This window comes from Microbacterium canaveralium, from assembly GCF_047238045.1.
Taxonomy (GTDB): domain Bacteria; phylum Actinomycetota; class Actinomycetes; order Actinomycetales; family Microbacteriaceae; genus Microbacterium.
In genome coordinates this window covers 2651602-2664690 of record NZ_JBDFMA010000003.1, presented here as the reverse complement: position 1 = coordinate 2664690, position 13089 = coordinate 2651602, and the positions used below count along the sequence as shown (strand labels likewise).

General features: G+C 71.2%; 15 protein-coding genes. 11 read left to right on the top strand and 4 right to left on the bottom strand.

Annotation, left to right across the window (positions count from 1 at the left end; all coding sequences use genetic code 11):
* Nucleotides 1-16: 16 nt before the first annotated feature.
* Nucleotides 17-196, bottom strand: a complete 180-nt coding sequence (locus tag ABC271_RS13810; protein ID WP_412925410.1) for a hypothetical protein — start codon at nt 194-196, stop codon at nt 17-19.
* A gap of 93 nt (nt 197-289) precedes the next feature.
* Here ABC271_RS13810 and ABC271_RS13805 point away from each other — a divergent pair, with 93 nt between their 5' ends.
* A complete protein-coding gene (locus tag ABC271_RS13805) occupies nt 290-1087 on the top strand; it encodes an LLM class F420-dependent oxidoreductase (RefSeq protein ID WP_412925409.1) in 798 nt (265 codons plus the stop codon).
* 36 nt (nt 1088-1123) lie between these two features.
* Here ABC271_RS13805 and ABC271_RS13800 read toward each other — a convergent pair whose 3' ends face one another.
* Nucleotides 1124-1303: a hypothetical protein gene (locus ABC271_RS13800; RefSeq protein WP_412925408.1), complete on the bottom strand. Its 180-nt coding sequence runs from the start codon at nt 1301-1303 to the stop codon at nt 1124-1126.
* Nucleotides 1304-1360: 57 nt separating this feature from the next.
* On the opposite strand from ABC271_RS13800, the gene ABC271_RS13795 reads away from it, so the two are divergent.
* The 3 genes from ABC271_RS13795 to ABC271_RS13785 are packed head-to-tail and all read left to right on the top strand — an operon-like array spanning nt 1361 to nt 4426.
* Complete coding sequence (locus ABC271_RS13795) at nt 1361-2263, top strand: 1,4-dihydroxy-2-naphthoyl-CoA synthase (RefSeq protein ID WP_412925407.1); 903 nt, start codon at nt 1361-1363, stop codon at nt 2261-2263.
* A 28-nt stretch (nt 2264-2291) separates the two neighbouring features.
* Nucleotides 2292-3443, top strand: a complete 1152-nt coding sequence (locus ABC271_RS13790) for an AMP-binding protein (RefSeq protein WP_412925406.1) — start codon at nt 2292-2294, stop codon at nt 3441-3443.
* Nucleotides 3444-3454: 11 nt separating this feature from the next.
* A complete protein-coding gene (locus ABC271_RS13785; protein ID WP_412925405.1) occupies nt 3455-4426 on the top strand; it encodes a 1,4-dihydroxy-2-naphthoate polyprenyltransferase in 972 nt (323 codons plus the stop codon).
* Between the two features lie 4 nt (nt 4427-4430).
* On the opposite strand, the gene ABC271_RS13780 is transcribed toward ABC271_RS13785, so the two are convergent.
* Nucleotides 4431-4730: a DUF4229 domain-containing protein gene (locus ABC271_RS13780; RefSeq protein WP_412925404.1), complete on the bottom strand. Its 300-nt coding sequence runs from the start codon at nt 4728-4730 to the stop codon at nt 4431-4433.
* Between the two features lie 74 nt (nt 4731-4804).
* On the opposite strand from ABC271_RS13780, the gene ABC271_RS13775 reads away from it, so the two are divergent.
* From ABC271_RS13775 to ABC271_RS13765, 3 genes are read left to right on the top strand one after another with little or no spacing between them, the layout of a single operon-like run.
* Nucleotides 4805-5236 carry a PLD nuclease N-terminal domain-containing protein gene (locus ABC271_RS13775; RefSeq protein WP_412925403.1) on the top strand — a complete coding sequence of 144 codons (432 nt, stop codon included), beginning with the start codon at nt 4805-4807 and terminating at the stop codon, nt 5234-5236.
* Between the two features lie 2 nt (nt 5237-5238).
* Nucleotides 5239-7014 carry a 2-succinyl-5-enolpyruvyl-6-hydroxy-3-cyclohexene-1-carboxylic-acid synthase gene (gene menD / locus ABC271_RS13770; RefSeq protein ID WP_412925402.1) on the top strand — a complete coding sequence of 592 codons (1776 nt, stop codon included), beginning with the start codon at nt 5239-5241 and terminating at the stop codon, nt 7012-7014.
* Between the two features lie 53 nt (nt 7015-7067).
* A complete protein-coding gene (locus ABC271_RS13765; RefSeq protein WP_412925401.1) occupies nt 7068-7925 on the top strand; it encodes a polyphosphate kinase 2 family protein in 858 nt (285 codons plus the stop codon).
* Here the strand turns inward: ABC271_RS13765 and ABC271_RS13760 are convergent.
* Nucleotides 7922-9136, bottom strand: a complete 1215-nt coding sequence (locus tag ABC271_RS13760; protein WP_412926170.1) for an isochorismate synthase — start codon at nt 9134-9136, stop codon at nt 7922-7924. The genes ABC271_RS13765 and ABC271_RS13760 overlap by 4 nt on opposite strands.
* Before the next feature lie 97 nt (nt 9137-9233).
* Between ABC271_RS13760 and ABC271_RS13755 the strand changes: the two genes are divergently transcribed.
* From ABC271_RS13755 to ABC271_RS13740, 4 genes are all read left to right on the top strand, one after another.
* A complete protein-coding gene (locus ABC271_RS13755; protein ID WP_412925400.1) occupies nt 9234-9797 on the top strand; it encodes a DUF402 domain-containing protein in 564 nt (187 codons plus the stop codon).
* A gap of 9 nt (nt 9798-9806) precedes the next feature.
* Nucleotides 9807-10526: a demethylmenaquinone methyltransferase gene (locus tag ABC271_RS13750; protein ID WP_412925399.1), complete on the top strand. Its 720-nt coding sequence runs from the start codon at nt 9807-9809 to the stop codon at nt 10524-10526.
* 75 nt (nt 10527-10601) lie between these two features.
* The gene (locus ABC271_RS13745; protein ID WP_412925398.1) at nt 10602-11663 is read left to right on the top strand and encodes a polyprenyl synthetase family protein; all 1062 of its coding nucleotides are present in this window, start codon (nt 10602-10604) and stop codon (nt 11661-11663) included.
* 41 nt (nt 11664-11704) lie between these two features.
* On the top strand, nt 11705-13078 hold the full coding sequence (locus tag ABC271_RS13740) for an FAD-dependent oxidoreductase (RefSeq protein ID WP_412925397.1): 1374 nt from the start codon (nt 11705-11707) through the stop codon (nt 13076-13078).
* Nucleotides 13079-13089 lie beyond the last annotated feature (11 nt).

Sequence of the window (13089 nt, the reverse complement as noted above, 5' to 3'; positions counted from 1 at the left end):
GCCCTCATCATGTCGCTCAGCGCGGGCCGCCGCCGCCGAAAGTCCCGAACCAGGACGTCTGACGCTCGACGGTGTAGGAAGAGAGGTCCTTCTGGGAATCGAGCGATTTCTGGGCGGCCTCGGCCTGCTCGTGCGTTCGACGCGTACCGAGAAGGAACTCGCGCACTCGCGTCAGGATCGACACTTTCTTCGTCATGATGACTCCGATCGTCCGGGTCCTCCACGCTACGTGCCCGGCCGACGTGCGTCCACCCCTCCCGGTGTCGGGGGCCGGGCATAGGCTGACGCCATGCTTTTCGACACCCCGGTCCGGCTCGGCGTCCAGATTCAGCCGCAGCACGTGCAGTACTCCGACATCCGCGACGCCGTCTTCCGTTTGGAAGAGATGGGCGTCGACATCCTGTTCAACTGGGATCACTTCTTCCCGCTCTACGGCGACCCCGACGGTGAGCACTTCGAGTCGTGGACGATGCTCTCCGCGTGGGCCGAGCAGACCGAGCGCGTGGAGTTCGGCGCGCTCGTCAACTGCAACAGCTACCGCAACGCCGACCTTCAGGCCGACATGGCCCGCACGGTCGACCACATCAGCAAGAAGGGCAGTGACACGGGCCGCTTCATCCTGGGTACGGGCTCGGGCTGGTTCCAGCGCGATTACGACGAGTACGGGTACGACTTCGGCACGGCGGGCTCGCGTCTGAACGCCCTCGCGAGCGACCTCGACCGGATCGTCGAGCGGTGGGGCAAGCTGAACCCGGCGCCGACGCGCAAGATCCCGGTCATGATCGGCGGCAAGGGCGAGCAGAAGACGTTGCGCATCGTCGCTCGTCACGCCGACATCTGGCACAGCTTCGTCACGCCCGACGAACTGCCCCACAAGTTCGGCGTCATCGAGCGCTGGGCCGAGACCGAGGGCCGCGACCTTTCCGGCCTCATCGTCTCGAACGAGCTGAAGGACCGTGACGAGACGGTCGCCGACGCGCTGTACGGCGCGGGAACGCGTCTCTTCACGCTCGGATTCTCCGGTCCGGACTGGGACTACTCGATCATCGAGCGCTGGCTGGCCTGGCGCGACTCGAAGAACGCCTGACAGTGACGGCGCCCCGCTTGTGTCGGGGCGCCGTTCTCAGGGTTTGAACTGCGCCCCGCCGGACGTGCCCGTCCAGTTCTTCACGGCCTCGCCCTGGTAATAAGCGGCATCGCTCTGGTGGTTCATCGAGCGCCGGGCATCCTCGGACTCGTCGTGGCGCGGGGCCCCGAGAAAGTACTCGCGGATCCGGCCGAACATCGACACCTTCTTCGTCATGATGACTCCGATCGTCGGGATCGACCAGGTTACACCCCCGCGTCCTAGGCTGATCGGGTGAGCGTTTCCGACATCTTCGACCCCGCTGAGTGGACCCTGGCGCCCGGCGCCGAGGACTACACCGACATCACGGCGCACGTCACGCACGACGGTCGGGTCGCGCGGATCGCGTTCGACCGTCCCGAGGTGCGCAACGCCTTCCGGCCCCACACCGTCGACGAGCTGTACCGGGCCCTCGACATCGCGCGGCAGGATCATCGCATCGGCGTCGTGCTCCTCACCGGCAACGGGCCGAGCCCGAAGGACGGGGGATGGGCGTTCTGCTCCGGCGGAGATCAGCGCATCCGCGGCCGTGACGGGTACAAGTACTCCGATGACGAGTCGGCCGTCGCCGACCACGGCCGAGCGGGGCGCCTCCACATCCTGGAGGTGCAGCGCCTCATCCGATTCATGCCGAAGGTCGTCATCGCCGTGGTCCCGGGGTGGGCGGCGGGCGGCGGTCATTCGCTCAACGTCGTGTGCGACCTGTCGATCGCGAGCGCCGAGCACGGTCGCTTCAAGCAGACGGATGCCGACGTGGGGTCTTTCGACGCCGGGTACGGTTCGGCCTATTTCGCGCGCCAGATCGGGCAGAAGTTCGCGCGCGAGGTCTTCTTCCTCGCCGAGGAGTACTCGGCGCAGCGCGCCTACGAGATGGGCGCCGTGAACCGCGTCGTGCCCCACGTCGACCTCGAGCGTGAGGCACTGTCGATGGCCCGCACCATCCTGACGAAGTCGCCGACGGCGATCCGCATGCTGAAGTTCGCGTTCAACGCCGTCGACGACGGGCTCGTCGGCCAGCAGCTCTTCGCGGGGGAGGCGACGCGACTCGCGTACGGCACCGACGAGGCGGCCGAGGGGCGCGATTCGTTCCTCGAGAAGCGCGACCCCGACTGGTCGGGCGTCCCGTGGCACTACTGATCTCCGGATGCCGCGGGACGGAGCTGACGTGAGGCTCGAGCCGGTGGCATCCGACGATCCGCGCGATGTGCTGCGGGCGCTGCGCCACGCGGTCCTCGGGGCCGGGCCGGCGGTCGCGCTCGGGGCGGGCGACGGGCTGCCCGCCGAGGTCCCGGCGGGGACGGCGGCGGTGATCACGACGTCGGGCTCGACGGGGGTGCCGAAGTCCGTGGCGATCGGACGCAACGCCCTCATCGCGAGTGCGTTCGCCACCGCCGCCCGGATCGGCGAGGGGGCGTGGCTGCTGGCGGTGCCCGCGACGTATGTCGCCGGCGTGCAGGTGCTGGTCCGGGCCCTCGTCGCCGGGCGCGAGCCGGCGATCCTGGCCGGACCGTTCCGGCCGGAGCCTTTCGCCGCCGCGGCTCTCGGGATGGCGTCGCACGAGAACGGGACGCGGGTCCCCACGTACACATCGCTCGTCCCGGCACAGCTGCACCGGCTGCTCGACGCGGCCGAGAACGACCCGGACATCGCCCGGGCGCTGCGGTCGTTCGAGCGCATCCTCATCGGCGGACAAGCCCTCCCCGTCGCCCTCCGCGAGCGTGCCGAGGCAGCGGGAGCGCGAATCGTGCGCACGTACGGCTCCACCGAGACCAGCGGCGGCTGCGTGTACGACGGAGTCGCGCTGGACGGGGTGGACCTCGCGATCGTGGCGGGCGAAGTGCGCATCTCCGGGCCCACGCTCGCCGACGGCTACCTCGGTGACCCGGACCGCACGGCCGAGGTCTTTCCCTCGGATGCCGCGGGAACCCGGTGGTACCGCACCGGTGACGGTGGCGACCTCGCCGACGGAGTGCTGCGGATCACCGGGCGGCTCGACAACGTGATCGTCTCGGGAGGCGTCAACGTCTCGCTGGACCGCGTCGAGGCCGCGGTGCGCGGGCTTCCGGGCCTGGAGTCCGCCGTGGTCATCCCCGTGGCGGACGCTCGCTGGGGCGAAGGGTCCGTCGTCGTCGCGCCCGAGGCCGCGGGCATGGACGAGCGGGAGACGCTGGATCGCGTCCGCGCAGCGGTCGCCACGGCGGTCGGTCCCGTGGCGCGTCCCTCCCGCCTCGTCTTCCTCGAGGCGCTTCCGCTCCTGGCATCCGGCAAGCCCGATCGCGCCGCCCTGCGGCAACGGTTCGGCTCCGCGAAGAATTAGGCTTTCCCTCCGTGGCAGCACAGTCTCGCAAGCGCTCGCGTCCGGCCCCGAAGCGGCGTCCCGGCGGCAACCCCCAGAAGGCCCACCGCCCCGCTCCCCGTGCGGCGACCCCCGCGACCGCGCGAGACTGGATCGCGGCGGCGCGACTGCGCACGCTGCCGCTGGCGATCACTCCGGTGCTGATCGGGACCGGCGCGGCGACCCTCGTCGACGATCAGCTGCACTGGGTCATCGCGCTGGCGTGCCTCGCCGTCGCGTTCGCCCTGCAGATCGGTGTCAACTACGCCAACGACTACAGCGACGGCATCCGGGGAACCGACGACGTGCGCGTGGGCCCGGGGCGCCTCACCGGGGGAAAGAAGGCGAAGCCGCGCACGGTGCTGATCGTGGCGTTGGCGTTCTTCGCGCTCGCCGCCGTGGTCGGTCTCGCGCTCGTCATCCGTACGGGCCAGTGGTGGCTGATCGCGGTCGGCGCCGCGTGCATCGTCGCCGCGTGGTTCTACACGGGGGGCAAGCGCCCGTACGGCTACAACGCGCTCGGCGAGGTCTTCGTCTTCGTCTTCTTCGGTCTCGTCGCCACCCTCGGCACGACGTGGGTGCAGGTGCAGTCGCTGCCGCAGGAGGCGTGGTTCGGCGCCGTCGCGGCGGGTCTGCTGGCGTGCGCGGTGCTCCTCGCGAACAACCTGCGCGACATCGACCAGGACCGGCTCGCGGGCAAGCGCACCCTGTCGGTGCTGATCGGCCGGCGCGCGACCCAGGTGCTCTTCACGGTGTTCGTGCTCGCACCGTTCGGCATCTCCGTGTTCCTCGCGCTGGTGTATCCGATCGCCTGGCTCACGTTGATCGCGCTGCTCGGCGCGCTGTCGGCGATCCTCATCGTCTGGACCTACCGCGCGCCGCGCGAACTCATCGTCGCGCTGCAGGTGACGAGCTTCACCTCGGTCGCGTACGGCGCGGTCGTGTTCTGGGCTCTCGTGGCCTGAGCGCTCAGCGCTCGGCGTCGGGCCGGTCGTCGCGCGTCGCGTCGATGACGGCGTCCTCTGCGTCTGCATCGCGCTCGGCGCCCGTGCGGCGGCTTGCCGCGCGGCGTTCGGCGAGGTCGCCGGTCACCTGGTCGAGAGGCCGACGCAAGAACAGCAGCGACAGGCTCAGCCCGATGAGTGCCGCGAAGACGGCGGCCAGCCACGGCAGCTCGCGGAAGATGGGGAACAGCAGCAGGATGCCGAGCGGCACCAGGAACGCCAGCAGCCGCAGCACCGTATAGACCAGGGCGGAACGGGCACGCATACTCCCACTCTACGACCGCTCCGCGGCGCCCCGGTGCCCGGCCGTCGCCCACGCAGCGCCGGTAGAATCAGTGCATGGCACGCCTGCTGCTGATCCTGGCGCTCGTGGCGACCGCGTTCTGGGTCTACACGATCGTCGACTGCGCTGTTCAACCGGCGGGACGCCACCGCGGGGTCAGCAAGCCCGCCTGGATGGCGATCGTCATCCTTCTGCCGGTGCTCGGCGGCATCCTGTGGTTCCTCGTCGGTCGTGGCCGCGCGGGCGGCCCCGCGCCGCGACGCGCGCCCGACGACGACCCGGAGTTCCTCGGCGGTCTGTCCGCCCGGGCCCGCGCCGATCAGGACGAGCGGATCCGGCGTCTCGAGGAAGAGCTCGCGGAGCTCGATTCCGAGGCGGATGACCCGAGCGAGACTCGCCCGGCCCCTAAGCCCGACGACGACGGCCCCGGAGACACCCCGGGCAAGGGCGACGACGACACGCGCGGTCAGCGCGGCGCCGTCGGCTGACCGTGACGTCTGGGGAACGGGGCGCCCACGCCCCGAGTACCGACGCGGCTGCGGCGCTCCTCGCCGGTCTCGTCGCGCGCGGCGTCCGCCACCTCGTCGTGAGCCCCGGCTCACGGTCGCAGGCGCTCGCCCTCGTCGCGGCCGAACTCGAACGCGCCGGTCTCGTACGGCTGCACGTCCGCATCGACGAACGCGTCGCGGGCTTCACCGCGCTCGGCATCGGCCGCGAGACGGGCATCCCCGCCGCGGTCATCTGCACGTCGGGCACCGCCGTGGCCAACCTCCTCCCCGCCGCGCTCGAGGCTCACCACTCCGGCATTCCTCTGCTGCTGCTTACGGCCGACCGTCCGCCCGAGCTGCGCGGCATCGGCGCGAACCAGACGACGCGTCAGCTCGGGCTGTTCCGCTCCGCGGCGCGGTACGAAGCCGACCTCCCCGTCCCCGAGGTGGCCGACCCGGATGCCAGCGACCCCCAGACCGCCGCGTTCGACGACGTGGCCGCGACGGCCTTGGCCGCGGCGTGCGGCGAGGGCAGTCGTCCGGCCGGGCCCGTGCACCTGAACGTGCCGCTGCGTGAGCCCCTCGCCGGCGCGGCGCCGGACTGGCTCGTCGAGCGCGCCACGCGCGCCGTGCCCGCGGAGGGTCTCGTCGACGAGGACGCGTCCGGCGCGCTGTACCAGGGTGGCGGCGGCATCGGCGTTGCGGATGTGGCTCCGGAGCCCGAGGTCTCCTTCCTCCTCGAGCCGGGTCCGCGCACGATCGTCGTCGCCGGAGCGGATGCCGGACCCGCCGCGGAAGAACTCGCCCACCACGCCGGCCTGCCGCTCGTCGCCGAGATCGTCAGCGGCGCACGCTTCGGGCGGCACATCGTCCACGCGTATCGCGCCCTGCTCCGCGAGCCGGAACTCGGCGGTCGCGTGGAACGGGTGGTCGTGTTCGGCCACCCGACCCTGAGCCGCGAGGTCGCGAGGCTCCTCGGCCGGGACGACGTCGAGGTGATCGCCGTGCGCGGCCCCGGTGAGCCGGTCAACCTCAACGGCGCGACGCACTCCGTGGATGCCGTCCGCGTCGCGGGTGTGGCCGATCGGCAATGGCTGGGGGAGTGGATGCGTGCCTCGCGGGCCGCTGCCGTCGATCTGAGCCCGCCCGCGCCCGACGCGGACGGACTGTCGTCCGCCGTGCCGCACGAGCGACTCGGGGCGATCAACGCCGAGGTCGAGGTGATGCGCGCCCCCGTCGATCGCGCGGCGCTCGTGGACGCCCTGTGGCGCGCGACGTGGCCGCACGACCGGCTCGTCTTCGGCTCGTCGCGTCTCGTGCGCGTCGCCGACGAGCTGCTCGGCGGCAAGAAGGTCAGCGTGCACGCCAACCGCGGGCTCGCGGGCATCGACGGAACCATCGCGACCGCGACGGGTGTCGCCCTCGCCAGTCAGGATGCCGAGCGGCCGGGCGTCACGCGCGTGCTGCTCGGCGACCTCGCCTTCCTCCACGACGTCGGCGCTCTGCTTCTCCCGCCCGGGGAACCCGAGCCGCGACTCCAGGTGGTCGTGGGCAACGACGGGGGCGGCACGATCTTCGACGGCCTCGAGGTCGCCGGGGTCGCGGCGGCGGACGCGATGGAGCGCGTGCAGTTCACGCCGCAGAGCGTCCGGCTCGAGCAGCTCGCCCTCGCGTACGGGTGGGAGTATCACCGCGTGACGACGCGTGTCGCGCTCGATCAGGCGCTCACCTCGCCCACCGGCGGTCGGCAGCTCATCGAGGTGCCGCTCGACCGCTGAGCGGGTTCGTCAACCTCCTGGCGCGGATCTCTGCCGCGGGGCACGATGTGTCGATGAGCTCGCACAGCCGTTGGACCACGCCCGCCGCCGAAGCCCTGAGTGTCGCCCCGGGTTTTGTCCTCGCCGACGTCGACACTCGCTCGACGCCCGGATACGAAGGCGACAAAGACCAGGGCAAGGCGGACCTCGAGGCGGGCGTCGCGCCCCTCGCCGATCTGCAGGAGCGCCTCTTCGCCCAGAGTGTCGCCGGGACCGCCACCGGCTCCGTGCTGCTCGTGCTGCAGGCGATGGACACCGCCGGTAAAGGCGGCATCGTCAAGCACGTCGTGGGGGCCGTCGACCCGCAGGGCGTGGAGCTGGCCTCGTTCAAGAAGCCCACGGCCGAGGAGCTGTCGCACGACTTCCTGTGGCGGATCCGCAAGCGGCTGCCCGATGCGGGGCGCCTCGGGGTCTTCGATCGCTCGCACTACGAGGACGTGCTGATCGGCCGGGTGCGTCAGCTCGCGCCGGCGGACGAGATCGAGCGACGCTACGGTGCGATCGTCGCCTTCGAAGCCGAGGCGGCGGAGCTCGGCATCCGTGTCGTGAAGGTCATGCTGCACATCTCGAAGGACGAGCAGCGCGAGCGCTTGGCCGCACGCCTGGAGCGACCCGACAAGCATTGGAAGTACAACCCGTCGGACGTCGATGAGCGCGCCCTGTGGGACGACTACATGGATGCCTACCAGGTGGCGCTCGAGCGCACCTCGACGCCGATCGCCCCGTGGCACGTCGTGCCCGCCGATCGCAAGTGGTACGCGCGGCTGGCCGTCCAGCGACTGCTGATCGGCGCCCTGACCGACATCGACCCGCAGTGGCCCGCGGCCGACTACGACGTGGCGACCGAGAAGCAGCGCCTCGCCCAGTCCTAGGCCAGGGCCTCCACGATGGGCCGGAACTTCACGCGGGTCTCCAGCAGCTCCGACTCCGGCACGCTGTCGGCGACGATTCCCGCACCCGCATAGGCCGTGATGGGCGCGGTCGCCGCCGAGGGGGCGGCGCGGTCGATCTGCGCGCAGCGCAGGGCGATGGCCCACTCACCGTCGCCGGAGGCACCGATCCACCCGACGGCGCCGGCGTAACGGCCGCGGTCGAACGGCTCAAGCCTGCGGATGACCTCCATCGCCGCGGCGGTCGGGGTGCCCGCGACGGCGGCTGTCGGGTGGAGCACCGCGACGAGGTCGAGCGAAGAGGCGGCCTCGGACAGCTCGCCCTCGACGTCCGTGGCCAGGTGCCAGACGTTGGGGAGCTTGAGCGTGAAGGGCTGTTCGGCGGCGGCGAGCACCGCGGTGTGCGGGCGGAGCGCGGCGAGGACGCTCTGCACGGCGAAGCGGTGCTCTTCCTGGTCTTTCGTGCTCTCGGTGAGCGCGAGGGCTGCCGCGACGTCGCTGTCGGCGTCGCCGCCACGTGCGGTGGTCCCCGCGAGCACCCGCGCGGTCACGGTGCCGCGTGACACGGTCACGAGGGTCTCGGGGCTCGCGCCGATGAGACCGTCGACGGCGAACACCCAGCAGTCCGGGTAGCCCTCGAGGAGGGAGCGGACGAGTCGCCGGAGGTCTGAGCCGGCCGGAAGGGTCCCGGCGATGTCGCGCGCGAGCACGACCTTGCCCACTTCACCGGCGCGCACGGCCTCGATCGCCTGGCGGACGGCATCCTGGTACCCCTCGGCCGTCTGTTCGCCGGGACCGAGCGTCGCCGACCAGTGCGGGCCGAAGGGGGAGCGGGGCGGGAGATCGGGCTCGGGCTCATCGGGGGTGTCGGCGAACGCCAGGCGCGTGACCCAGGCCCGCCCGCTGTGGCGTCCGACGATCGTGCCGGGCACCCGTAGGACGCTCTCGCGCTCCGACCGCGGGTCGAACACGAACGAACCGAAAGCGACGAGCCCCGTGCCCGGGAGTCCCACCGGGTCGTCGATCTCGGCCGCGGCGGCGATCCGCCGCCATCGATCGGCGATGGTCGCGTCGCCGGGCTGTGCGCCGGTGTACCGGATCGTCAGGAGGTCGCCGAAGCCGGCGAGGGACTCGCCCCGGCGGCTCCAGAACAGCGGGTCGTACCCGGTGGTGTAGTCGAGGACGTCCTCCATGGGAGCGAGTTCGCGCGTGATGACACGCAGACGCGGGACGAGATCATCCGCCGGTTCCTGCACCTTCCCACAGTAGACCGCGACTTAGACTCGCGGCATGACCTCCCGCCCCGCACCCGGCACCCGACTCGTGTTCCGCTGGCGCAAATGGGACGGGTCGCCGCACTGGGAGCAGGACTGCGTCTACCTCGGCTCGGACAGCTGGGGCGATTGGTTCGGTCAGCGCGTCGGCTGGCGCAGCGTCCGCCCGGGCCGCGAGTTCGTCTGCCGCGAGCCGAACGTGACGCTGGTGCCTGCGAGCGGCGACTGGGCGTTCACGCACAACGCCGCTCCGCATCCGGTCGCGGTGTACATCGACCTGGCGTGGGATGCCGGATGGGACGACGCCGGCACCCCGGTCGGCATCGACATGGATCTGGACGTCGTGCGGCGCACCGACGAACGGGGCACGTGGATCGACGACCGCGACGAGTGGGACGAGCACCGCGTCCAGTACGGGTACCCCGCCGAGATCGTCGACCACCTCGAGACCGTGGCCGTCGACCTCGAGCGCCGCGTGCGTGCGGGCGAGGCCCCGTTCTCCGACGACGTGACCGGTCCGTGGCTGCAGCGTCTCGCCGACCTCGCGCAACCCGAGGACGAGGCCGCTGCCCGCGCCTAGACTCGACGGGTGAGCAGCGACCCGAACCGTGCCGATCTCGGCAAGGACCCCCAGCGCGTCAGCGGCATGTTCGATCAGGTGGCCGCGGCCTACGACCGGACGAATTCCGTGCTGAGCCTGGGCAACGACCGGTTCTGGCGCGTCGCCACCCTGAGGGCCGTCGCCCCGCGTCGCGGGGAGCGGATCCTCGACCTCGCCGCCGGCACCGGAACCTCGTCGATGGCGTTCGTCCCCAGCGGCGCCCACGTCATCGCCGCCGATTTCTCGCGCGGCATGATCGCGGAGGGCCGTCGTCGGCACGGAAACGTCCCGAACCTGGAGTTCGTGCAGGCGGATGCCACCGACCTGCCGTTCGAGGATGCCGAGTTCGACGCGGTGACGATGTCGTTCGGGCTGCGCAACGTCAACGACCCGCGCCGCGCCCTGCGGGAGCTCCGCCGGGTCACGAAGCCCGGAGGGCGCATCGTGGTGTGCGAGTTCTCGCATCCACCGTCCCGGGCGTTCAACGGCCTGTACCGCTTCTACAACGACCGCGTGCTGCCGGTCGTGGCCAAGGCCGTGAGCTCCAACGCCGAGGCATACGACTACTTGAACGAGTCCATCCGCGACTGGCCGGACCAGCCGACGCTCGCGGCGTGGATGCGCGACGCCGGTTGGGCCGATGTCGCGTATCGGAACCTCACGTTCGGCATCGTGGCGCTCCACCGCGGTGTCAACCCCGGCGCGTAGCCCCGAGAGAGCATGGCCTGTCAACCGTCGAGATACCGACGGCGACCCCGGACCGCGCCAGGATAGGCTGAAACCGTGACCCCGAGACCGCCCGCGGCCGGCACCCGCCTGTCGGGCAAGCTGGGCCTGAGTGACCGCATCTTCGCAGGACTCCGTGCGCGCACCCTGCTCGCCACCGTCGAGGCCGGTCTCGACCGCGTCGAGAGCACCCTCGAACGCGAGGTGCGCAGCGCCGATCGGCTCGCCGACGTCACCGCCCGGTACCTGTACGAAGCGGGGGGCAAGCGCGTGCGCCCGATGCTCGCGATCCTCACCGCGCAGCTGGGCGAGGGCACGACGACCGAGGTCGTCGAGGTGGCCACGGCGCTCGAGCTGACCCACTTGGGCTCGCTGTACCACGATGACGTCATGGACGGCGCCGACAAGCGCCGCGGTGTCCCGAGTGCGCAGACCGTGTGGGGCAACAACATCGCCATCCTCACCGGCGACCTCCTCTTCTCGCGCGCCAGCCAGCTCATGGCCCGTCGCGGCGAGCGCGCGATCCAGCTGCAGGCCGACACCTTCGAGCGGCTGGTGCTCGGGCAGATGCACGAGACCGTCGGCCCGCAGGAGGGCGACGAGCCGGTGGAGTTCTACCTGCGCGTGCTCGCCGACAAGACCGGTTCGCTCATCGCCGCGGCCGCGCAGTCCGGCGTGATCTATTCGGGGGCCCCCGAGGAGTTCGAGGCCCCGATGGTCGTCTTCGGAGAGAAGGCGGGCGTCGCCTTCCAGCTGCTCGACGACGTCATCGACCTCTCGCCCGACCCGTCCGAGACCGGCAAGGTCCCCGGCACCGACCTGCGCGCGGGCGTGCCGACCATGCCGTACCTCCTGCTCGGCCATCGATCCGATCAGGCGTCCGCCGACCTGCGAGCACGCATCGACGAGGGTCAAGACCGCATCGCCGCGGGCGCCGACCCCGCGATCCTCGACGACGCCCTGACCGAGCTGCGCGAGCACGAGACCACGCGCGAAACGCTCGACCTCGCGCATCGGTGGTCGCAGGACGCGATCGACGCGCTCGCGCCCCTACCGGACGGTGCCGTCCGCGAGGCCCTGACGCGGTTCGCCCGCGCGGTGGCCGACCGTTCCGCCTGACCCTTCTCCACCCCCCCCCGATCACGATCGAGAGGACCCCCATGACGAAGTTGCGCCTTGCCATCGTCGGCGCCGGCCCCGCCGGCATCTACGCCGCCGACATCCTGCTGAAAGCCGAGCGCCAGTTCGACGTGTCGATCGACCTGTTCGAGCAGCTCCCCGCCCCGTACGGTCTGGTCCGCTACGGCGTCGCGCCCGATCACCCGCGCATCAAGGGCGTCATCACGGCTCTGCGCGAGGTGCTCGATCGCGGTGACATCCGCATCTTCGGCAACGTGAACTTCGGCACCGACATCACGCTCGATGACCTCAAGCAGCACTACAACGCGGTGATCTTCGCCACGGGCGCGATCCGCGACGCCGACCTCGACATCCCCGGGATCGACGCCCACGGATCGTACGGCGCGGCGGACTTCGTGAGCTGGTTCGACGGTCACCCCGACGTTCCCCGCGAGTGGCCGCTCGAAGCAGAGTCGGTCGCGGTCATCGGCAACGGCAACGTGGCCCTGGACATCACCCGCATGCTGGCCAAGCACGCCGACGACCTGCTGCCCACCGAGGTCCCCGACAACGTGTACCAGGGGCTCAAGGCCTCCCCGGTCACCGACGTGCACGTCTTCGGTCGCCGCGGTCCCGCTCAAGTGAAGTTCACCCCTCTCGAGCTGCGCGAGCTCGGCGAGCTGCGCGACGTCGACATGGTCGTGTACGACGAGGACTTCGACTACGACGAGGCATCCCTGACCGCCATCCAGACCAACAAGCAGGTCAAGGTCATCGACCGCGTCCTGCAGGAGTGGCGCACCCGCCCGGGCGTGAACAACGCCGGAGGAGACGCCTCCCGCCGCCTGCACCTGCACTTCTGGGCGAAGCCCCTCGAAGTCGTCACGGACGCCGAGGGCCGCGTGTCCGCGTTCCGGTACGAGCGCACGAAGCCCGACGCCGAGGGCGGCGTCGTCGGCACCGGCGAGATCCGCGAGGTCCCGATCCAGGCTATCTACCGCGCCGTCGGCTACTTCGGTTCGCCGCTCAAGGACGTGCCGTTCGATGAGCGCCACGGCGTGATCCCCAACCAGGAGGGTCAGGTCATGGCATCCGACTCGAACGAGCGGATGCCGGGCCTCTACGCGACCGGGTGGATCAAGCGCGGACCGGTCGGCCTCATCGGCCACACCAAGTCGGATGCCATGGAGACGGTGCGCCACGTCATCAACGACCAGGGCGAGTGGTGGCGGCCCGCGCACCCCGAGGAGGAGGCCATTCCGGCGCTTCTGGCCGAGCGCGGTGTGCGCTGGACCGACCTCGAGGGCTGGCACCGTCTTGACGAGCACGAGATGGCCCTCGGCGCCCCGCACGAGCGTGCGCGCATCAAGGTGGTCCCGCGCGACGAGATGATCGCGATCTCCCGCGGCGAGTGACCCGCGTCGAC

Excerpts from the sequence above, each read along its gene's own strand:
- ABC271_RS13780 (WP_412925404.1), bottom strand. The coding sequence starts at position 4,730 with ATGCGTGCCCGTTCCGCCCTGGTCTATACGGTGCTGCGGCTGCTGGCG.
- ABC271_RS13765 (WP_412925401.1), top strand. The coding sequence starts at position 7,068 with ATGAGCTCGCACAGCCGTTGGACCACGCCCGCCGCCGAAGCCCTGAGT.
- ABC271_RS13740 (WP_412925397.1), top strand. The coding sequence starts at position 11,705 with ATGACGAAGTTGCGCCTTGCCATCGTCGGCGCCGGCCCCGCCGGCATC.
- ABC271_RS13775 (WP_412925403.1), top strand. The coding sequence starts at position 4,805 with ATGGCACGCCTGCTGCTGATCCTGGCGCTCGTGGCGACCGCGTTCTGG.
- ABC271_RS13760 (WP_412926170.1), bottom strand. The coding sequence starts at position 9,136 with ATGGAGGACGTCCTCGACTACACCACCGGGTACGACCCGCTGTTCTGG.
- ABC271_RS13755 (WP_412925400.1), top strand. The coding sequence starts at position 9,234 with ATGACCTCCCGCCCCGCACCCGGCACCCGACTCGTGTTCCGCTGGCGC.
- ABC271_RS13800 (WP_412925408.1), bottom strand. The coding sequence starts at position 1,303 with ATGACGAAGAAGGTGTCGATGTTCGGCCGGATCCGCGAGTACTTTCTC.
- ABC271_RS13810 (WP_412925410.1), bottom strand. The coding sequence starts at position 196 with ATGACGAAGAAAGTGTCGATCCTGACGCGAGTGCGCGAGTTCCTTCTC.
- ABC271_RS13805 (WP_412925409.1), top strand. The coding sequence starts at position 290 with ATGCTTTTCGACACCCCGGTCCGGCTCGGCGTCCAGATTCAGCCGCAG.